Here is a 19,611-nt window from a genome sequence, read left to right on the forward strand (position 1 = left end):
TCATGAAAAAAATCGCCATCACTGGTGCAAATGGTTACTTAGCAGCACTGATTCAAGCTAATAACCAAAACAATTATGAATTTATTCCAGTTACTCGAAAAGACGTTGACCTTATACAACCAGAAGCGGTCACTAATTTTTTTGAGAATTTAGAATTTGATCTCGTTCTTCATACGGCTGCTAGAACCCAAACAGTCGATTGTGAAACAAATCCTTTAGATACTTATAAAGTTAATACTGAAAGTCCTATCAACATCGCCAAAGTCTGCCAACAAAAAGACGCTCGGTTTATTTTTCTGAGCACTGAACAAGTTTTTAATCAACGAACGGAGCGCAACCCTTATTCGGAAGAAACACTCGTAGACAGCTCCTCTATTTATGGGCAACAAAAGATCAACGTCGAGAATTTTCTATTAGAAAATGAGATAGACGCGGTGACTTTACGACTATCCTGGATGATGGGGCTTTCCTATCCTGGTATAAAAAGTAGTCCCAATATCATTAAAAAAGTAATGGATGCCCTGTTCTATCAAAAACCGACCAAATTTACTGTCAACGAAGTTCGCGGTATGACTTATGCCAACAATTTAGCAGAGCAGTTTGATAAAATCGTTAATTTACCAAACGGTATCTATCATTTTTCAAGTCAAAATAATCGATCAACATACGAATCTGCTAAATACCTAGCATCAGTATTAGGCTTTAATGAAGCAACAATTGTGCAATATATTTTACCCGATTACAATCGATATGCTGATCGTTTTCGTAATCTGAGATTAGCCACTGATAAAATCGAAGCACAAGGTATTCAAATCTCTACTTTTGAAAATGATTTAGATCGTTGTTTAACTGATTTTGATTGGAAAAACTAAAAAGACTGACCCCACCAAAATTGATAATTTTTGGTGGGGTCAGTCTTTTATTCAGGTTTTAAAAGTCTGATCCTATTCTGATCTTTTTGCATATAGGCTGAACTAATTTTTCTAAGATTAAAAAGGCTTTTACCTTCACTATTCTTTCTTTATCTTTGACTCAATTGATCGGCTTCAGCTAGCATTTTGTATGTTGCTTCAAATGTTTGGCAAACATCTGACGGAATTTCATAATTGTTAGTCGTTGCTTGCAACCGATCAAATTCTGAAGTTAAATCGGCTTCTGGTCCTTCTGTTTGCAGCTGATCCCAAATAGTATCGTAAATTTTTTTCACTTCAAAAACTTCTGGATGATTGGCACCATGTGCGCGTGTGATCGCTGTTGTATAAAGCGCTAATTTTTCTCGGTTTTCATTTAAATAACTACTAATTTTTGACATGATCGTTCCTTCTTTCATTTTCTTTGTTTAGCTGGCGAGCAATTATTTTTCCTCTCCTCTATGTTTCAAAGTATAGAATGAATCATTTCTAAAAAAATTGATAGTTATCAAGTTTTATGAATTTATTTGAGAAATAGCGTGAAGAAGGCCAATCATCTCTTGCATTGCCTCTTATTTAAATTCTACTTTTTGGCTTTTACCGCCAGCCAAATCTCACTGTAACAATTTTCTATGCCGTCATCAAAATTAGTAAATGAGATTTCTGGTGCTTGAACTAGTTCATAATCTGAAGATGGTAACCATTCTGAATAGATTTTTCCCCAAGTATCTTGTAGCGTTTGCGGGAAAGGTCCTTGATTAGGAAATACTGCCCATGTATGTTTGGCTACTTGCAACTGCGTCAAATCTGCAAAGTGATTTTCTTTGGTTGTCGCAAAACAGATAACATGTGTTAAGTCTCCTCTTTCTTCCATTCGCGCTTCATCAAAGGCATAGGATGCATTAAGTACTCGTTGCGGATACAAGTCCCCTAACTCATGCATTTCCGTTTTCTGCTGTGCGGTGATTGATTGGGCTAACTCTTGAATCGCGTTGTTCTCACCTTCAAACTGTACGGGTACCCGTTTGGAAACACCTACTAAGTTGAAAGCTTCTTTTTCTTCAATTTTAAAATCCATTGAAACTCCTCCTTTTACATCAATAAAAAATGAGCGGCGCGGAAAAGATTTTTGTTGCCGGCTTTTAATGACCTCTGAAGGCAAGCTGCCTGACCACTCGCGAAAAGCACGAGAAAAACCTTCTACCGATTGATACCGATACTTGAACGCAACATCGGTCACCAGTTCCCCTTCGACCAAATCTTTATTGGCCATCGCCAGCCGTCGATTTTTGATGTAGTCGATCAAAGAAATTCCCGCAATAAAAGAAAACGTTCGTTTCAAATGATATTCTGATATTCCAATCTGTTTTGCAACTTCTGCTATTGAGATTTCTTGCGTTAAATGTTCCTCAATATACTCCATCAATCGATTCAACTCTTGAATCATTTCCCTCACCTCATTTATATACTGATCATACACAGGATTTGGTCTGACTACTTGATAAATCTCAGACCAATAATGTCGATTGTATCATATAGTAAGAAAGCTGGATCAATTCCATTTTTCAAAATTAAACTATTTGAAAAAGACGCGCACCATTTCTGATTAGAAAAAAGAGAACGACCACTCTTAAAAATTGTTGACCTGTCTTTCGACTATAATAGATAAGAAATAACTACTTTTGGCAGCAGGTTTTATTTCGATCACTTAATAGGTATAATTGAGTTATTGTTTATTAGTGAGGAGTGATTCTAATCGAAAAATTATTAGCTAATATAAATGTTCTTGATTCGTTAAAAAAGATTGCTTTTCCAAACAAACTATTTTTAGTATTGTCATTGTTCTTTGGATTGATGATGATCAAAATTGTTCCGCCATTACAAGCTCCAGATGAAGTAGGACATTTTGTAAAGGCTTATTCATTTTCTGAATTTAACGTACGACCGGAATCCTATTCAAAAAAACTTAATAAAGAAGACAAGACTTGGGGGAATTTTGGTTTTGAAGTCCCATATACTATCAAAAGCATGAACTCCTATGCCATTGATAAAGGTGGGAAAAATGAAGGATATCCTTATTTCTATGAAAAAGCCGACAAAACAAAAATTAAAAACGGAGAGAAAGCCTTTATTGGAACTGGCGGGATTACAAACTATCATTTTTTTAGCTACATCCCGCAAATTATCGGAATCTCGTTTGGAAAGATATTAGGAAAACCAATAATCTGGCAATATTATGCTGCGCGCTATTTTAATTTGGTCGCCTACACCGTGATCGTCTTTTTCGCTATCTGGAAATTCCCCTTTTCAAAAATAGGCTCAACTGTTTTGGCATTGAATCCGATGGCGCTTTTCTTAGCATCCTCGACATCTGGAGATGGTCTCATCATCTCAATCAGTTTTCTATTTATCTCCCGGATCTTAGGATTGGTTACTAAAGACCATATTTCTAATCCCCTGCTTTTGATCAGTGCTTGTTTGATGGTGATTTTAGTTTTAATGAAACCGACTTTGATCACATTAGGAATTCTGTTCTTTTTGATACCTAATAAATTCTTTGGCATTAGGAAAAAAACACTCTGGGGTGTTGGGATTTTTGTTGCAAGTATTTTCTTCTATATTACTTGGAACAAACTTATGATCGATCAACAGATTCTTTACCGGGATTTTGCCAACCCTAACGAGCAACTAGTCTTGTTCTTAAAACAACCATCAATTTTTTTCGAAAATTTTCAAAGAAATTATTTATTCGGTTCAAAAGGAGACGGTATCGTTTATTCATTTGTTGGCAAATTTGGTTTACTAGATACTCCTTTGGGACTGCATTGGGTTGTTTTGTATTTTACAAGCTTCATTCTAGCTGCTCTTGTGCAAGACAAAGAGAGACACTTCTTGACTATCAAGCAGCGGGTGATCTTGACTATTATGATGATTGTTTACACGTTGCTGACTTTCTTTGCTCTGTATCAAATTTGGAATAAGGTTGGACAGACCGATTCGATTGAAGGGCTGCAAGGTCGCTATTTCATTCCTGTTAGCTTGGCGTTGATCCCTTTATTTTCAAGTAAAGAAAAGATTCTAAATATCAAACCAATGAAAATAAATATGCTTGTTTCTGGCTTACTACTGTTGGTCCTACTAGCAACGCTGATCACACTCAGCACACGGTATCCAGCTGCTTAAATCAGTAGTCAGAAAAAAAATATAAATGAAAAAGAAATTGTGGCAGAAGTAGCTTCTATTTATTCGAAAAGGAGGTGTGACAAGATATTTGTCGCACCTCCTTTAGCTTATTATTCATAAAAGCTGAAATTATTTATTCGTCAAATTGATACAATGCAGTAGACAAATAGCGCTCGCCATTATCAGGAACAATGGCTAGTACTTTTTTGTCTGGTCCTAATTCTTTCGCCACTTGAATTGCTGCCTGAATCGCCGCACCTGCTGAGATTCCCACCAAAATCCCTTCTTTCGCTCCCACTTCGCGAGCAGTCTGTAAGGCTGTTTCACTGGAAACAGAAAGGACTTGATCATAAACTGTCGTATCTAATATTTCTGGTACAAAACCTGCTCCAAGTCCTTGGATTTTATGAGGAGCATGCGCTCCACCTCTTAAGACAGCAGACTCTGCAGGTTCTACTGCATAAATTTTCAAATCAGGATAGGGCCGTTTTAATTCTTGCCCTGCGCCTGTGATCGTTCCACCTGTACCAACACCTGCGACAAAGGCGTCTAAGCCGATTTCTTCAAAAGTTGCTTGGATCTCTTTAGCTGTCGTTTCGCGATGGGCTTCTGTATTTGCGGGATTATTGAACTGCAACGGCATGAAGAATCCATCTTGACTAGCTAGCTCTGTAGCTTTCGCAATGGCCCCTTTCATTCCTTCCGCTCCAGGAGTTAAAATCAACGTTGCCCCATAAGCTTGGATAAGTTTTCTCCGCTCAGTGCTCATTGTATCCGGCATTACAATAGTGACTGGATAGCCTTTTGCCGCACCAACCATGGCTAAGCCGACCCCTGTGTTTCCACTAGTCGCTTCGACAAGCGTACTTCCTGGTTTTAATTGTCCAGCTTTTTCAGCTGCTTCGATCATATTTAATGCGATCCGATCTTTTACACTGCCGCCAGGATTAAAAAACTCCAGCTTCACATAAACCTCTCCGCTGTTTTCTGGTACTAGCTTATTTAATTTCACAATAGGTGTCTCACCGATTAACTCTGAAATTGATTGATAAATTTTTCCCATCTTGATTTCCTCCGTCTTCAACTACTTGTTTTTCAGTACGTCAACTATACCTGTTATTTGTTTAGTTTGACTAATACCGATTTTTGATGGTCAGCCATTGATTTTAGTTATAGACGGCACGTCTCCAAATTTTAGCTATTTAATCACTTCTTGATCTCACACTATTTAAAAGCTCGACGACTCTTTTCCGTTTAGAGACTACAAATTGAAAACTTTGTGCAGCTGTTTCGACAATCACCCCATTGGGAATAATCCCAAATGTATTGACGCGCTTAATTGCTTGAATGTCTTCGCTGAGTATTTCTTGCAAGGACGCATCACTATTGAAGCTATGCGGTTGAAAGACCAATTTATTTTGAAAAATCAAAAGATGACCTCCTACCGCCTCTTTTTTGAATTGTCTCTGTATTGCTTTGGTTCTTGAGTTTAGAAGTTGTTCTACAGCAGGATGGTCAGCCGCTTGTTTCCACTCTCTAAAAAGATTGGCTCTAACTTTAAGCAATAATTCTGATTCATATTCATAACTAGTTTGTTTCATCTATAAACCCTCCGATTCATTTAATTTATCTCCCAGTCACCCAGCTGACAGGTATCATCGGCTTCTGCCATTTTAATGAAACCAGTTTAGTCCCTACTTATTAGTAGTAGAAAAAACCAGCTGTTGTTTTTTGATTATAGTCTCTTTTCGGTTTTTTTAAGGAAAAACCTCAACAAAATGAAAAATACATTTTATTCAATCTTTTTTCCAAACTTGATATTAGTCAATTTTTTACTAAAGGAAAGGTCCTATACTATGTCTTGTAAGAACGAAAGAGAAAAGAGGAAGAAAAATGAAATTTCAAAAGTGGATCCAAGATCATAGTAACCACATCACTGTTTTATCAGCCGCTTTAATCGCTTTAGGTTTTATTGGCAAACTTGCCGGTGTCCTGCTTTTATACAAGATCGCCTTAGCAGTCGCCTCGATCATTGCGGTAATCCCTATCGCTATTCACGCTTATCAAGCAGTGAAGGTCAAAGTTATCTCAATTGATTTGTTAGTTACCATCGCTGTAATCGGTGCTTTCATTATTGGTGAATACAATGAATCAGCCATCGTTACTTTTTTATTTTTATTCGGTAGCTACCTAGAACAAAAGACATTGACTAAAACACGAGAATCCATCAAGGCTTTAACAGAAATGGCACCAACTACCGCTAGTGTTGTTCAAGCGGATGGGACGACCGAAGAAGTCGAGATCGATGACGTAGAAGAAGGCGATGTCGTTTTAGTAAAAACTGGCGGCGCAATTCCAGTCGATGGACAAGTCATTGAAGGAAAAGGTTACGCTGATGAAGCAGCGGTAACTGGTGAATCAAAACAAGTCGTTAAAACAACTGGCGATGAAGTTTTCTCTGGAACGATTTTAGCTGATGGTTATTTAAAGATCGAAGCAACTAAAGTCGGTGATGACACTACCTTTGCCAAAATTATTGAATTAGTCGAAGAAGCTCAAGATACTAAATCTCATGCAGAAAAATTTATTGATCGTTTTTCACAATACTATACGCCAGCAGTCTTATTGATCGCATTGATTGTCGGTCTAATCAGTCGTGATTTCCGCTTAGCTATTACCGTTTTAGTTCTTGGTTGCCCTGGTGCTTTAGTTATTGGTGCACCTGTTTCGAACGTCGCTGGGATTGGGAATGGTGCTAAACGTGGAATCTTAGTTAAAGGCGGCGAGGCGATGGATACTTTCTCAAAAATCGATACCTTCGTTTTCGATAAAACAGGAACTTTGACTAAAGGGACCACTGCTGTTTCAAATATCAAGAACTATACAAATGATGAAGAATTAAGTTTAGCCCTAGTAGCCCGGTTAGAAACATTGTCTGATCATCCCCTTGGTCGTGCGGTCATTAATTATGCTACTGAAAAGAAACTTGCTTTCCAACAATTAGCTATTAAAAACAACCAAACAATCAAAGGGCAAGGAATTGTCGCTGAAATCGACGGCCACGAAGTTTGTGCTGGTAATGCCAAATTGATTGCTACACATAATCTCTCGTTGACACCGCAACAAGAACAAGATCTACTCCAATTACAAAAAACTGGTAGTTCCGTTGTGATCGTAGTAATCGATAAAAAGATCACTCAGATCATTGGTGTTTCCGATGTTATTCGTCCAGAAGTTGCCGAACAACTCGCACGTTTGAAACAAGCTGGAGCAAAACACTTAGTTATGCTGACTGGTGACAACCAGATCACTGCTGAATATGTCGCCGATGTTTTAGGAATCGATGAAGTTCATGCTGAATTATTACCAGATGAAAAAGTTCAATTTGTTAAAAAATTCCAAGATCAAGGTCGCCGGGTTGCCTTCGTTGGTGACGGTATCAATGATTCGCCTTCTTTAGCTACAGCCGATATCGGAATCGCCATGGGCTCAGGAACAGATGTCGCCATTGAAACAAGTGATGTCGTCTTGATGCAATCAAGCTTTGAAGCGTTGGTTCATGCTTATCGTTTAGCTAAGAAAACTGTTTTGAACACGCGTGAAAATGTTGTGATCGCGATCGGTGTTGTCTTATTCTTGCTGATTGGCTTGTTTGCCGGCTTTATCTACATGGCTAGTGGAATGTTCGTCCATGAAGCCAGCATTCTAGTCGTAATCTTTAACGCTATGCGCCTACTATACTTTGGCCGTAAAAAATAATTTAGAAAAAACAACGAAACTTGATAACAATCAATTTTTTTAAACGAGCGGCGTCCTATAATAAAAGCATCAAGAAGAAGAGAGGAAGATTTATTATGAAAAAAATCATTATGCAATTAGATACGCTGTCATGCCCAAGCTGTATGCAAAAAATTGAGAATGCTGTTTCTCAACAACCTGGAGTCAGCGATACAAAAGTATTATTCAATGCCAGCAAAATCAAAGCCAACTTCAATCCAGATGAAGTGAGTCCTGAACAATTATCTGCTGTTGTCGAGAAATTAGGTTATGACGTACAATCAACTAAAGTAAAAGAGGCGTAAACAATGAGTACAGTCGAAGAAAAATTTGCTCAAGAAATCGAACAAGCCGAGATTGACCATCATAAACCAACTGCTGGTGCGATGGTAGGCCACATCTTAGCTAACTTTAAACTAGAAGAAATGAAATTGACCCAAGCCCAATTTTATGTTCTAGGACTATCTGCTCATGAATTAAGTCCACTCTTTGCAGGATTTGCTGAGCAAGAAACTGCTTGGTTCAAAAAGATCGCGCATGAATTAGTGATTGAAAATGAGGTCATCCCTACTACCTTAGAAGAAGTGACCCGTTACGGTAAAATTTCTGAACACGGTCAAAACAAATATCTATCAGCTGCTGAGATGTTAGAAAATTTTGCAAAAGACTTTGATTTCCAAAATATCTTTATTACACGGGCGATCAAATTGGCTGAAAAAGAAGAAAAATTTGGTTTGCAACAATTGCTTATCGAACTATTGAGTTTCAATAAAGAAGTCATTTACCAAGTTCAGCGTTTGCAAGGAAAAACTGTTCGCCAAGATTTAGACGAAGAAGACGACGATGATGATTAATCAAACCAGTCTTGTGATCCAAAACAGGAATCAAGGATCACGAGATCTTCTATAATAAATTACAAAAAGCACCAGCAATTGTTTTTGATAAACGATTGCTAGTGCTTTTTTTCTCCTTGTCACAAATGGCAAACCAGTTCTAATACTTTATTTTTTAACCACGGGGATCCACATCTCACCAACGACTGATCCGTTTTGTTCTCCCATCATAACAGTTGCATTTGGTCCGCCGACATAAGCAAAATCAGTGACTGTTGGCAAGACTTGACCAAAGGCAATTCCAGCAAGTGTATTGTTCAACTCATCGACGGTTGCTCCTTCTCCTTTTACCACTAAATAGTCCCCTTGCGGAAATTGAATCACGCGTGATTCTTCTGATAAAGTCACATCAGTCATGACCCCTGCATAATACATCATTTTATTATTTACTGCTTCATTCACAGCAAAAATATAGTCATTTGCTGCAACAGCTTTTAGAGATTTAAGTTTGCCATTTTGTTCAAGTGTTTGCCAAAAAGTTGATTTTTCCCTATTGATTCCCGCAAAATCTGTATAGTCGCTTTTAAGTTCTGTTCCAATCCCCAAAACGATAAAACTTTCTTTTTCTTCCAAAGTATAATTTTTCATATTGCATCTTCCTTTTTTTAAAATTTTATCAAACGAATTGTCTTTTCAGTTGATAAGGTTATACTAGTCTCTAATCATGTCAAAAACTGATACTGTTTAGGAGAATCCATGAAAAAAATTGAACGGATCAATATTATTATGCGCTATATCAATAATCGTTCCCATTTTACAATCTCTGAAATTATGCAAGAATTTAGCATCTCGCGTTCAACTGCTATAAGAGATGTTCGAGAAATCGAAGCTATGGGAATGCCCCTTGTCGCTGAAGTCGGAAGAGCGGGCGGTTACTTCGTCATGAACAATTCTGTCTTGCCTACGATTCGTTTTACCGACGATGAGATCAAAGCACTTTTTATTGCTTTCATGGCTACAAGAAACCAACAACTCCCCTATTTGAAAAGCCGACAATCGCTGACCGAAAAAATACTCGGTCTTATCTCAGAAAATCAGCAGGACAACCTGATTTTATTAAATCAACTTTTGCTTTTCGAGGGGACCAACTCGATTAATCCAGATTTGCTTGAATTATCAGATCTCCCCCAACCCATGTTAGAAAAAATGATCCAATCGCTTCTTGTAGAGCGTTCTTTACTAGTCACTAGTAAAGAAGCGAATGAGGTAAAGACCTATCCCATTTACGTCTTGCACCTTTATCGCGAGAAAAATCTCTGGCACATGGAAGGTTTTGACCTAAAAGAAGAAAAACGGCGATTTTTTCCTATTGATCACTTGATCCAGATAGAGCCTTATCCCCAGAAAAAAATAAACAAGAAAAAAATTTTACAAAAACTAACTGAACAGCCAGAAACAATCAACCTAATTCTCGAACTTGGTCCAAAGGCAATCGCTCAGTTCAAAAAGTATCATCCTTTAAAATTTTCCGTCTCTTATACAAATCCTTACCAAACTACAGCTGTTTTAAAAGCTTCTATTATTGTTAACGATTCTGAAGAACTAGCCGAATTAGCCAATTGGTTACTTTTCTTAGGCAGAGATCTTAAAATCACGAAGATTCCAAACAAAGTTTTAAATTATTTGAAAGGCAGTACACTTTTTTATCACCAAGAGATTCCAGAATCTTAGCAAGTTGAATTTTTCTAAAGCACTGAGTGAGACAGTTTTCTAGCTGTAGATTTCCGCGACTTCTTGAAGATACTTCTTAAACTCAGCTAAAAAAGAGCCTTCACTTTGAACGATTTTTGCATGTTTGCCAAGTGAAAGCAAGAACCGAAAGGATGCTTCGTTTTGCGGTAGTTTTACATCAATCAAAAATTCATTTTGAGTAGTTGCAGTCACTGTTCCTCCACCAAAACGTTCAACTAATACATCTCGAATCAACTGATCCGCTTTTAATGTAAGTAAGACAAAGACGGGGTAAATCGATGCGTCCAACGTCAATGAACGCGGCTGAAACTCACGGGGCACAAAAGTCTGACGGCTGATTTTATAATGCATCATCCGCGAAAGTCGAAAAGTCCGCCAGTCTTGACGTTCCAAACTAAACGCCTGCAAGTACCAGCGTTCTCCTTTATACGTTAAATGATACGGTTCGATCGTGCGCTGACTAAGTTGGCCTTCACGGTCAAAATAATCAAACGTCACTAGTTGCCGCTTTTTGATTGCCTGGCTCAATTGTTCCGCCAACATTTTTAATTCCGTTGAACCAATCCAGCTGGTGTGCTGAATCGATAAAGACTCCGGTGAAGTTTGATCCTCTTGCATCGCTTGGATTTTTGCGATCGTCGCTTGGATCTCCGGACTTTCAATCAACTGCTGAACACCTGATAAAGCTGTCAGCAAATGCTGAATATCTTGTGCCGTCAATAATTTTTTGTCCACTTTATAATTTGGCAACAGCCCGATCCCGCCATTGCGCCCTCGTTGCGTGTAAATGGGAATATTTGCGACACTCAATGTCTCGACATCGCGCAAAATCGTGCGCTTAGAGACACCAAAACGTTCTGCAAATTCTTGCGTAGAAACAATTTCCTTTTTCAATAAAATCATAATCATACTGATCAGTCGTTCAATGCGCATAAAATTTCTCTTTTCTCATAATATATGACAGCTAATTGTCATGTTTAATTAGTTATAGTATACCTATCTTATTAGAAAGAAGGAAACAAAATGACTAACTATGAAATCAAACACTTTAATGAAACTGTAATCAAAGGATACGCTGCAGTTTTACCACTGCCTACAATAGACAATATCAAGGAAGTTTCAGAAAAAAAGAGTCAGCACTTCTTCTCTTTAGCAACTAGTGGAAAATTCCCCGCTTTAATGGCAGAAAGTGCTGATAAAATCGGCTACGCCTTAAGCGAAGCAAAAAACGATCATTTGGAATACTTCGCGGGCGCCAATACTTCGACCGACGACTCAGCAGCTGAAGAACGTGTCTTACCTGCAGGCGAATATGTCGTCTTGAAAGGTCAAGGCGGCCCAAGTCGTCAACTTTTCGATCAATTGATCAAAACTTTTTTTGGTGAAATCTTGTCAGAAAATCCTGATTTATACAAAGAAGATACTTTTGTTGTTGAGGCATTATTGAATGGAAATCCACAAGACGCAGAAGTTGAATTACGGATCCCTCTAAGCAAATAAAAATGATAGTTTTGAAAGACAGTTCCTAGTCTTTCAGGGCTAATTCATTTTCTCAATTATACAAAAACAAGAGCCTGTTCCATTTTAGAACAGGCTCTTGTTTATTAATAATTCGATTTAATATGCTCCTGAAACGGAACCATTTGAGAAATCAAATGAGGTATTTCCAAAGGAAGGTTTTCCTTTATGAGTAACATCGACACCATTTTTAAGTACTTTTAAATTTCTGATTTTAACTGTTCCATTGACGCTGTCATGCAAGATATACGCATCACTTCCTGGAACTAGTTTTGTTTTATATTGTCCTACTAATTTTCCGCTGACAAATGTTTGCATATAGCCTGAAGCAAAATACTTCACCTGAAGATGAACGAGTTGACCTTTGGCTACTCTCGGAGCACCTGTGTTTACAGAATAATACTGTTGTCCAGATGTTCCTGCTCCAGCTGGAAAGTTGATATTCGTTGTATTGATACGTCCTTGAGCAAAGTTGGCATCTGAACCCGCTTGATAATGTAACTCTACCCCTACTTGCCCACTACCGTCACCATTTCCAGCAATGACAAATTGTGTTTCATAATCATTTGAGCTTCCCGTTACAGCAACATCTGCTGAGAAATCAACGGTCGCATTTCCAGTTAAGTTAGCTTGGTCAAAAGCTTTATTAGAATAGAGCAAGCGATAAGATCCAGAAATCTTTTGTTCTTTCCCACCCACGCCAGTCACATTGACATCGACATGTCTAGGTGTTACTCCTGCAGCAGGCGTCTGATTGCCATTTCCAGCTGCATAAAAAGCCACACCTTCATAACGCCAACCTACTTTTTTCAAATGATCCCGTTCATTGGACAAGACTGTATAGTGATGTGTCCCAGATTTTGCGTTTGGATTGTATAAACGATATACCGGAATAGATCCGCCAGAATGCCACGAGATTCCTTCATAACGCCAACCCACTTTTTTTAGATGATCTCGCTCATTTGTGTTCAAAGTATAGAAATGATCTCCACCATTATTAGGGTTGAACATTCTATACACAGTTGCACCGCTATTTGGAGCTTCCCAAGCAGTTCCTTCATTTTTCCAGCCATGTGAAACGATAGCAGGGATCTCATTGTGATTTTGCGTATATAAATGTTCCCCAGTATTTGGATTGTACGCACGATATAGTGTAGATGCTTCAACATCATCAGCATATACCAACGCTCCGCCAGCTGCTAATAAAGCGGCTGCAACAAACAATTTTGATCGAATACTTTTCATTTTAATAACCCCCAATAGTATACTTATTAGTATATTTTTGTCCTTACCCATCAACTAATAGTTACTAAATTGCTATCTCTATTTTTTGATGATTAGGATTTACCCATACTACCCAATTTCAAAAAGTATCTTTAAATAAATCTGAACCAGTAACAAGGATCCCCTGTTCGATTCAAAATAACCGTCTCTGAAATCCCATTATCCGTGTAATTACAGTGAATAATCTTACTATTACTTGTCGCAACACCCGTATGTCCGAAAGCTCCCCCAGAACCTCCTTTTTTACCAGCTACAAAAATATCGCCTCGTCTTACTTCATTTCTAGAAATTGCTTTAAACAATTTTCCTTCATATGAAAATAGAGTATCCGTATTGCCTATCCAAGTTTGTGGTGATAAATAACCTGCTTCAATCAATGAATAAAAGACTGCACTTGAACAATCATAAGAATTGGGACCATTTCTGTAAGCCGTTGAATACGTCACTTTGCCTTGTCGCGCATAAAACCAATCCAGCATAACTTCTTGTTTACTCTTGGTTCCTAACGTATACCAAGAAACACCCTCGTTTCTCCAGCCCGCATTAAGTAATCGATTTCGTTCATTTACATTCATTGTATAATGATGAGATCCAGCACCTCTAGCATTTGGATTGAATACACGATACATGGCTATTCCGCTATTTGGGGTTAGCCATGCTACACCTTCATAGCGCCAGCCGGCACGTTTTAACATATTAATTTCGTTACTATTTAATGTAAAATGATGCTCACCTGAATTTGGATTATAGATCCTAAGCAATTGCTTACCGCTATTGGAAACAACCATACTTACACCCTCGTATCTCCAACCAAGCCGAACTAGATAATCCTTTTCATAGGAGTTCATCGTGTGTAAATGTTCACCTGAATTTGGATTATATACTCGGAAAATAGATATTTTAGGAACACTGACAGCTTTTGGTGTAGCCTTAGCTGAACTAGCTTTTACAGTTAAAGCTTTGGCTTTTTTTACTGTAGTTGTAGTGCTTTTATTTTGAGTGGGTGCTTTGCCTGCTGGCACCTTACTAGTAATGACTGGTGTTTGTTCACTCTCTGTTGACTCCGTAGTAGCTGATTCCGTTTTATTAGTACTTATTTCTTGCGCAGCAGAGTCGCTATTTTCATTGCTGTTAACGTCATTGTCTGTTGTCTCATTTGTACTTGGATCAGTTACTTCTGTTGCGTCATTGGTTGAGCTGGATTCTGACGGATTTGTTTCCGTTGAATCAGTTGAACTTTCAGTATCATTTCCTTGCTCCGATGTACTAATCGTTGTTCCTTGATTGCTCGTTTCAGCTGTATCTGATAGGATTTCTTCTTCAGAACTTGTATTTATATTGTCCGTACTATCTATGTCAGAATTTGCTGTTTCTATCGGTGTTTGTTCAACAATTTGTACAGCTTGATCCGTTGTTACTTCATCTGCATAGACAGCATTGCTGTCTGCTGAAAATGCAGCAGCCCCTAACATACCTAAAAATATTATTGGTGCTATAACCCATGTTCTCTTCTTTTTATACATTTTAAACCGTTTCTTTTCCATTTTTCCCCTCCAAAAAATATGTATCACTTCAATAAAGTACGATCTGGGACTCATTTTTTGTCTATACTGGATAACGATACCGCCTAAAGAAGTACCTAGATGTGCAATTATTTTTATTTCTTAGTATCCTCACTTTACGCAATGACTATCATCATTCCAGCAATTATTCAAACTAGCTTTCACAATAATGAATCAACATTCAAAAATCGAACAAAACACTTTTACCTCTGATCTTAGGCTAAAAAAACACATCATTATTACGCACGTTATTTTGACCCTTGCATTGATTTTACCATTTTTTCTCATCCGATATAACTTAAATAACCATTTTTTTAGTCGAATTTCCAAAAATAACTTCGAAGAACTACGTTAGTATCTTATCTTCATAAACAACACAAAGAAAAAGATAGATTTATGGAAAGTAAAAAAGGACACAGCATAATGCCGCATCCTTAGTTAACCTTCATTCAAATATTCTCCAACAATATAATTCAGTGAAGTTCCATACAAGTAGCTGATTCAGAATTAACTATTTCTATATTCCTTTAACAAAATCATTTTTAAGCTCGATAATTTATCACTGGACTACTTAATCATTTAACATAATAACTTCTTGGGTTTCTTTATCAAAGAAATGAGCCTTTCCTAAATTAAAGGCTAAAGCAACTTGTGCACCCGGTTTGTGGAAGTCACGTGCGTCCACTCGAGAGACAAACTCAGTATCGCCTACTTTAGTATATAAAAGCGTTTCAGCGCCTAGTAACTCAGATACCATGACTTCAGCATTTACAACCGCGCCATCAGAAGAATCCAATGCAATTTGTTCGCTATGGATATCTTCTGGACGAATCCCAAACGTAATCGTTTTTCCTTCATATCCTTTACGAACCAGTGCTCTGTTCCCTCCATCAGGAACTTTTAAGCTCAAACCATGTCCATCACTGATAAACCCATTTTTTAATGTGACCTCAAAGAAATTCATCGCTGGTGAACCAATAAATCCTGCCACAAAAACATTTACTGGTGTATCGTAAACTTCTTGCGGTGTACCCACTTGTTGGATCAATCCATCCTTCATGATAACGATTCGATCAGCCATCGTCATTGCTTCAGTTTGATCATGGGTTACATAAATAGTCGTAGTCCCTAAGCTTTGATGCAGTCTGGCAATTTCTGCTCGCATTGAAACACGGAGTTTTGCATCTAAATTTGACAAAGGTTCGTCCATCAAGAAAACTTGTGCGTCACGGACAATTGCTCGACCTAGTGCTACCCGTTGCTTTTGTCCACCAGATAAAGCTGCGGGTTTCCGTTGTAAGTAATCCGATAGACCCAGTATTTCGGCAGTATTTTCAACTCGCCGCTTAATTTCGTCTTTTTCGTATTTTCTCAATTTCAAGCTAAAGGCCATGTTGTCGTAAACTGACATATGAGGATACAATGCATAGTTTTGAAAAACCATGGCGATATCTCTATCCTTGGGTGGTGCATTATTAACAATTTTATCACCAATCATTAAGTCGCCATCAGTGATATCTTCCAGACCGGCGATCATCCTTAAGGTAGTTGATTTCCCACACCCTGATGGACCAACAAAAACAATAAATTCTTTATCATTAATTTTTAAATTAAAATCAGTTACGGAAAAATCCTCTGCGTTATCATATTTTTTATATATATGATTGAGTGTAAGTTGCGTCATTGCCTCTCATCCTTTTTTTAAATTCTTTAAGCAACATTTATTTTCCACCTGACAAGGCAATTCCTTCAATAAATTGTTTTTGGAATATCAAGAAAACAATAATCAATGGAATACAAGCCAGAAAAGAGCCTGCCATCATTAACGGATAATCTGCACCATACTGACCATTTAAAGTTGCCAATCCTGATGTCAAAGTCATTTTATCAGTGGATGTATTGATGATCAACGGCCATAGTAACGAATTCCAACCGTATAAAAGTGCAAAAATCCCTTGTGAAATCAATGCTGATTTAGATAATGGTAAAATAATAGTAAAGAAAATACGAATTCGCGAACATCCGTCAATGATCGCAGCCTCTTCGACTTCTTTTGGTATTGTCATAAAGAACTGTCTTAGTAAGAAAGTCCCGAAGGCTGAAAACAAGCCTGGTAAAAATAATGCTGGGATCGTATTGATTAGTCCCAATTTTTGGATTAATAAATATTGTGGGATTAAAAAAATCTGACCGGGTACCATTAAAATCGATAATAATAAAATAAACAAAGCATTCCTAAAAGGAAAATGAAGGCGAGCAAAAGCATACGCCGCTAATGCACACAGAAATGTTTGCACTACAACAATCATTAAGGTTGTCACAAAAGTATTCAAATAAAAATTACCAAATGGAAAGATTTCAAAAATCCGTTTGTAATTCTCCCACTGAGGAACCTCTGGGAAAAAAGCTGGCGGAATTTTGATTGCTTCTGTTTTTGTTTTTAAAGAGGTTATTATCATCCAAATAAAAGGAAAGACCATCATTACTGATCCAAGGATTAATAGTAGATGGACAAATATACGATTGACGTTACGTGTTTTTTTCATCTAACTTTCTCCTTTTTAATATGAGTAATGAACCCATTTTTTCTGTAAAGCAAATTCAATCGCGGTAATGATCAAAGTAATGATTAATAAAACGACTACGATGGCTGCTCCATAACCCTTATCATTAAATACAAATGAATTTCGATAGAACAGATACGCCACAGACTGAACACTACGCAATGCTGGATTTGTTTCTGAATACATCATGTAGATTAAATCATAGACTTGCAACGCTGTGATCAAAGTAGTAATTGATTGGAAAAAGACAGTCGGACTCAGCAAAGGAACTGTGATACTAAAAAATTTGCGAATTGGTCCAGCGCCATCAATATCTGCTGCTTCATAATACGTGCTAGGGATTCCTTGCAGACCTGATAGAAAAATTACGATGGATGTTCCTAATGAACTCCATACACCAACAATTATCAAAGCTACCATTGCCCATTCTGAACTTGTAATCCAATTTGGTCCATCAATACCAAATAATCCTAAAAATTGATTGATAATCCCATAATCAGCATTAAACATCCATTTCCAAATCATTGCTACAGCAGAAGTCATTGTGACAGCTGGTAAGAAATAGATCACACGATAAAAACTTTTTCCGCGTATTTTTGAATTTAGTAAAACAGCAATGAAAATTGAGATTATGATTGCCACAGGAACCGTAAAAATAGCATAAACCAAAGTGTTTTTTAACGCCCTTACAAGATCCGCGTCCGTAGCTAGCCGTTTATAATTTTCCAGACCAACCATCTCGTAGCCGCCAAACATTCCCCACTTAGTAAAAGAATAAAAAATACTTTGACCCATTGGTATCAGATAAAACGCTAAAATCCCAATAAACAGTGGGGCTATAAAAAGCCCCGCTGTATATACTTGATCTTTTTTATACTTTTTAAAGATCACATTTGGTGATTTTTTTTGCGACTTATTCTGAGGGTCGTTTTTTTTACTAACTTGTTTCAAGTTCATACTAGCGACCTCCTAAAGTCAGTTATTTTTTAGCTAAGATTTCATTTGCTTTTGTTTGGATTTCTTTGCAAGCTTCATTAACTGTTTTATCACCTGACCAAACTTCATTCATGATATCTTGCTCAATCGCAGTTGCTGCGGAAGAATTTTTATAATTAGAAAACGGAACAGCATAATCAACCGCATCTATAAATACTTGTAAATTTTTATCAGGATAAGCATTTACCCAAGCATCGGCTGAACCTTCGTATGAAGGAATAACTACACCTGATTCAGCAACGTGTTGCATTTGTTCCTTTTTAGATAAAAATTCAATCCATTGTTTGGCTTCTTCTTTATGCTTAGATCCTGCATAAACAACATTTGATAACGAATTTGATGTTGTTGCTCGTTCTTTGCCAGTTGGTAATGGTGCTACATCGATATTTTCTTTACCATATTCATCTTCAAAAATTACTGGTGTTTGGTACGATCCATCAATGATCATCGCTACTTTTCCAGCTAATAATAATTCTGGTTGTTGCGCACTACTTGTCATATCAATCGGAGTTCCTGTACCGTTTTCAATGAAACTATACCAGTATTTCACGCCGTCAATCGTTGCTTTTTCTCCAAAGCCAGACTTTTTACCGTCTTCAATAAATGGACGTCCACCATTTTGATAGATTGCTTGATAATAACCTGTTTCCCACATTGGAGGTGTTCCCAAGCCATAAATACCTTCTTTTTCGTTCGTCAATTGTTTAGCAACCTCTTGCAATTTGGCCCAATCCCAAGTCTCATCGGGATAAGCAATTCCAGCATCGTCGAACATTTTTTTGTTGTACCATAATGCATTTGTATCAAAATCTTTTGGTACTCCATACAATTTTCCATCTTGTGTATAAGATTCTTGATAAATCTCTGGAATCTTATCTTTATCAAATTTAACATCATCCAATGGTTCTAAAGCCCCATTATCGATATAGTCAATTGCTCTAGGGATGTTCATCCAAAATACATCTGGTGCACTTTTACCGGTTATCGCTGTCTCTAATTTAGTCCAGTACTGTGCCCAAGGTGTCACTTGGAATTTGATTTCGATATTAGGATTCTCTTTTTCAAAATCTTTTGCAATTTCTTCATAGATCGGTGCCTGTGCTTTGTCCCACAGACCATAACTAATTGTCACTTTATCATCTGAACTTGCCTTACTATCTGAACTGCCTCCACAAGCTGCCAACAAACTAAGAGCTAGAACACTAGTAATACCTAGAAGAACCTTTTTCAT

19 protein-coding genes are annotated in these 19,611 nt (G+C 37.5%); 7 read left to right on the forward strand and 12 right to left on the reverse strand.

Annotated features, from left to right (window positions below; all coding sequences use genetic code 11):
- Positions 1-2 precede the first annotated feature (2 nt).
- Positions 3-872, forward strand: a complete 870-nt coding sequence (locus tag FFM68_RS02405) for an SDR family oxidoreductase (RefSeq protein WP_137617848.1) — start codon at positions 3-5, stop codon at positions 870-872.
- Between the two features lie 149 nt (positions 873-1,021).
- On the opposite strand, the gene FFM68_RS02410 is transcribed toward FFM68_RS02405, so the two are convergent.
- Complete coding sequence (locus FFM68_RS02410; RefSeq protein ID WP_137617849.1) at positions 1,022-1,312, reverse strand: iron-sulfur cluster repair di-iron protein, ric; 291 nt, start codon at positions 1,310-1,312, stop codon at positions 1,022-1,024.
- Positions 1,313-1,494: 182 nt separating this feature from the next.
- Positions 1,495-2,358 carry an AraC family transcriptional regulator gene (locus FFM68_RS02415; RefSeq protein WP_137617850.1) on the reverse strand — a complete coding sequence of 288 codons (864 nt, stop codon included), beginning with the start codon at positions 2,356-2,358 and terminating at the stop codon, positions 1,495-1,497.
- Between the two features lie 299 nt (positions 2,359-2,657).
- Between FFM68_RS02415 and FFM68_RS02420 the strand changes: the two genes are divergently transcribed.
- Positions 2,658-4,094 (forward strand): DUF2142 domain-containing protein, encoded by a 1,437-nt coding sequence (locus FFM68_RS02420; RefSeq protein WP_174784495.1) that lies wholly within the window; start codon positions 2,658-2,660, stop codon positions 4,092-4,094.
- Between the two features lie 133 nt (positions 4,095-4,227).
- Here FFM68_RS02420 and cysK read toward each other — a convergent pair whose 3' ends face one another.
- Entirely contained in the window at positions 4,228-5,157 is a 930-nt protein-coding gene (cysK, locus tag FFM68_RS02425; protein WP_137617851.1) for a cysteine synthase A, read from the reverse strand.
- 139 nt (positions 5,158-5,296) lie between these two features.
- Complete coding sequence (locus FFM68_RS02430) at positions 5,297-5,695, reverse strand: hypothetical protein (RefSeq protein ID WP_137617852.1); 399 nt, start codon at positions 5,693-5,695, stop codon at positions 5,297-5,299.
- A gap of 292 nt (positions 5,696-5,987) precedes the next feature.
- On the opposite strand from FFM68_RS02430, the gene FFM68_RS02435 reads away from it, so the two are divergent.
- The 3 genes from FFM68_RS02435 (at position 5,988) to FFM68_RS02445 (ending at position 8,725) form a co-directional block, all read left to right on the forward strand.
- A complete protein-coding gene (locus FFM68_RS02435) occupies positions 5,988-7,853 on the forward strand; it encodes a heavy metal translocating P-type ATPase (RefSeq protein WP_137617853.1) in 1,866 nt (621 codons plus the stop codon).
- Between the two features lie 95 nt (positions 7,854-7,948).
- Positions 7,949-8,176, forward strand: a complete 228-nt coding sequence (locus FFM68_RS02440) for a heavy-metal-associated domain-containing protein (protein WP_137617854.1) — start codon at positions 7,949-7,951, stop codon at positions 8,174-8,176.
- Between the two features lie 3 nt (positions 8,177-8,179).
- Positions 8,180-8,725 (forward strand): ferritin-like domain-containing protein, encoded by a 546-nt coding sequence (locus tag FFM68_RS02445; protein ID WP_137617855.1) that lies wholly within the window; start codon positions 8,180-8,182, stop codon positions 8,723-8,725.
- Positions 8,726-8,872: 147 nt separating this feature from the next.
- Here FFM68_RS02445 and FFM68_RS02450 read toward each other — a convergent pair whose 3' ends face one another.
- Positions 8,873-9,352 carry a GyrI-like domain-containing protein gene (locus FFM68_RS02450; RefSeq protein ID WP_137617856.1) on the reverse strand — a complete coding sequence of 160 codons (480 nt, stop codon included), beginning with the start codon at positions 9,350-9,352 and terminating at the stop codon, positions 8,873-8,875.
- 108 nt (positions 9,353-9,460) lie between these two features.
- Here FFM68_RS02450 and FFM68_RS02455 point away from each other — a divergent pair, with 108 nt between their 5' ends.
- Positions 9,461-10,435: a helix-turn-helix transcriptional regulator gene (locus tag FFM68_RS02455; protein WP_137617857.1), complete on the forward strand. Its 975-nt coding sequence runs from the start codon at positions 9,461-9,463 to the stop codon at positions 10,433-10,435.
- Between the two features lie 39 nt (positions 10,436-10,474).
- On the opposite strand, the gene FFM68_RS02460 is transcribed toward FFM68_RS02455, so the two are convergent.
- A complete protein-coding gene (locus FFM68_RS02460; protein ID WP_137617858.1) occupies positions 10,475-11,389 on the reverse strand; it encodes a helix-turn-helix transcriptional regulator in 915 nt (304 codons plus the stop codon).
- Positions 11,390-11,479: 90 nt separating this feature from the next.
- Here FFM68_RS02460 and FFM68_RS02465 point away from each other — a divergent pair, with 90 nt between their 5' ends.
- A complete protein-coding gene (locus FFM68_RS02465; RefSeq protein WP_137617859.1) occupies positions 11,480-11,956 on the forward strand; it encodes an effector binding domain-containing protein in 477 nt (158 codons plus the stop codon).
- Positions 11,957-12,073: 117 nt separating this feature from the next.
- Here the strand turns inward: FFM68_RS02465 and FFM68_RS02470 are convergent, their stop codons facing one another.
- The 6 genes from FFM68_RS02470 to FFM68_RS02495 form a co-directional block, all read right to left on the reverse strand.
- Positions 12,074-13,219, reverse strand: a complete 1,146-nt coding sequence (locus FFM68_RS02470) for a hypothetical protein (RefSeq protein WP_137617860.1) — start codon at positions 13,217-13,219, stop codon at positions 12,074-12,076.
- A gap of 131 nt (positions 13,220-13,350) precedes the next feature.
- A complete protein-coding gene (locus FFM68_RS02475) occupies positions 13,351-14,802 on the reverse strand; it encodes a peptidoglycan amidohydrolase family protein (RefSeq protein WP_167483438.1) in 1,452 nt (483 codons plus the stop codon).
- A 589-nt stretch (positions 14,803-15,391) separates the two neighbouring features.
- Positions 15,392-16,504, reverse strand: coding sequence for an ABC transporter ATP-binding protein (locus tag FFM68_RS02480; RefSeq protein ID WP_137617862.1), 1,113 nt, complete (start codon positions 16,502-16,504; stop codon positions 15,392-15,394).
- A 37-nt stretch (positions 16,505-16,541) separates the two neighbouring features.
- Positions 16,542-17,366 (reverse strand): carbohydrate ABC transporter permease, encoded by an 825-nt coding sequence (locus tag FFM68_RS02485; RefSeq protein ID WP_137617863.1) that lies wholly within the window; start codon positions 17,364-17,366, stop codon positions 16,542-16,544.
- Between the two features lie 15 nt (positions 17,367-17,381).
- On the reverse strand, positions 17,382-18,341 hold the full coding sequence (locus FFM68_RS02490; RefSeq protein ID WP_137617864.1) for a carbohydrate ABC transporter permease: 960 nt from the start codon (positions 18,339-18,341) through the stop codon (positions 17,382-17,384).
- A 22-nt stretch (positions 18,342-18,363) separates the two neighbouring features.
- Positions 18,364-19,611, reverse strand: a complete 1,248-nt coding sequence (locus FFM68_RS02495; protein ID WP_137617865.1) for a sugar ABC transporter substrate-binding protein — start codon at positions 19,609-19,611, stop codon at positions 18,364-18,366.

This window comes from Enterococcus xiangfangensis (genome assembly GCF_005405365.1).
GTDB classification, from domain to species: Bacteria; Bacillota; Bacilli; order Lactobacillales; family Enterococcaceae; genus Enterococcus_A; species Enterococcus_A xiangfangensis.

Bases quoted from the DNA above. Each gene is read 5' to 3' on its own strand.
- FFM68_RS02410 (WP_137617849.1), bottom strand. From the start codon at position 1,312: ATGTCAAAAATTAGTAGTTATTTAAATGAAAACCGAGAAAAATTAGCG.
- FFM68_RS02435 (WP_137617853.1), top strand. From the start codon at position 5,988: ATGAAATTTCAAAAGTGGATCCAAGATCATAGTAACCACATCACTGTT.
- FFM68_RS02460 (WP_137617858.1), bottom strand. From the start codon at position 11,389: ATGCGCATTGAACGACTGATCAGTATGATTATGATTTTATTGAAAAAG.
- FFM68_RS02430 (WP_137617852.1), bottom strand. From the start codon at position 5,695: ATGAAACAAACTAGTTATGAATATGAATCAGAATTATTGCTTAAAGTT.
- FFM68_RS02480 (WP_137617862.1), bottom strand. From the start codon at position 16,504: ATGACGCAACTTACACTCAATCATATATATAAAAAATATGATAACGCA.
- cysK (WP_137617851.1), bottom strand. From the start codon at position 5,157: ATGGGAAAAATTTATCAATCAATTTCAGAGTTAATCGGTGAGACACCT.
- FFM68_RS02445 (WP_137617855.1), top strand. From the start codon at position 8,180: ATGAGTACAGTCGAAGAAAAATTTGCTCAAGAAATCGAACAAGCCGAG.
- FFM68_RS02475 (WP_167483438.1), bottom strand. From the start codon at position 14,802: ATGGAAAAGAAACGGTTTAAAATGTATAAAAAGAAGAGAACATGGGTT.
- FFM68_RS02485 (WP_137617863.1), bottom strand. From the start codon at position 17,366: ATGAAAAAAACACGTAACGTCAATCGTATATTTGTCCATCTACTATTA.
- FFM68_RS02415 (WP_137617850.1), bottom strand. From the start codon at position 2,358: ATGATTCAAGAGTTGAATCGATTGATGGAGTATATTGAGGAACATTTA.
- FFM68_RS02495 (WP_137617865.1), bottom strand. From the start codon at position 19,611: ATGAAAAAGGTTCTTCTAGGTATTACTAGTGTTCTAGCTCTTAGTTTG.
- FFM68_RS02440 (WP_137617854.1), top strand. From the start codon at position 7,949: ATGAAAAAAATCATTATGCAATTAGATACGCTGTCATGCCCAAGCTGT.
- FFM68_RS02455 (WP_137617857.1), top strand. From the start codon at position 9,461: ATGAAAAAAATTGAACGGATCAATATTATTATGCGCTATATCAATAAT.
- FFM68_RS02490 (WP_137617864.1), bottom strand. From the start codon at position 18,341: ATGAACTTGAAACAAGTTAGTAAAAAAAACGACCCTCAGAATAAGTCG.
- FFM68_RS02450 (WP_137617856.1), bottom strand. From the start codon at position 9,352: ATGAAAAATTATACTTTGGAAGAAAAAGAAAGTTTTATCGTTTTGGGG.
- FFM68_RS02405 (WP_137617848.1), top strand. From the start codon at position 3: ATGAAAAAAATCGCCATCACTGGTGCAAATGGTTACTTAGCAGCACTG.
- FFM68_RS02465 (WP_137617859.1), top strand. From the start codon at position 11,480: ATGACTAACTATGAAATCAAACACTTTAATGAAACTGTAATCAAAGGA.
- FFM68_RS02470 (WP_137617860.1), bottom strand. From the start codon at position 13,219: ATGAAAAGTATTCGATCAAAATTGTTTGTTGCAGCCGCTTTATTAGCA.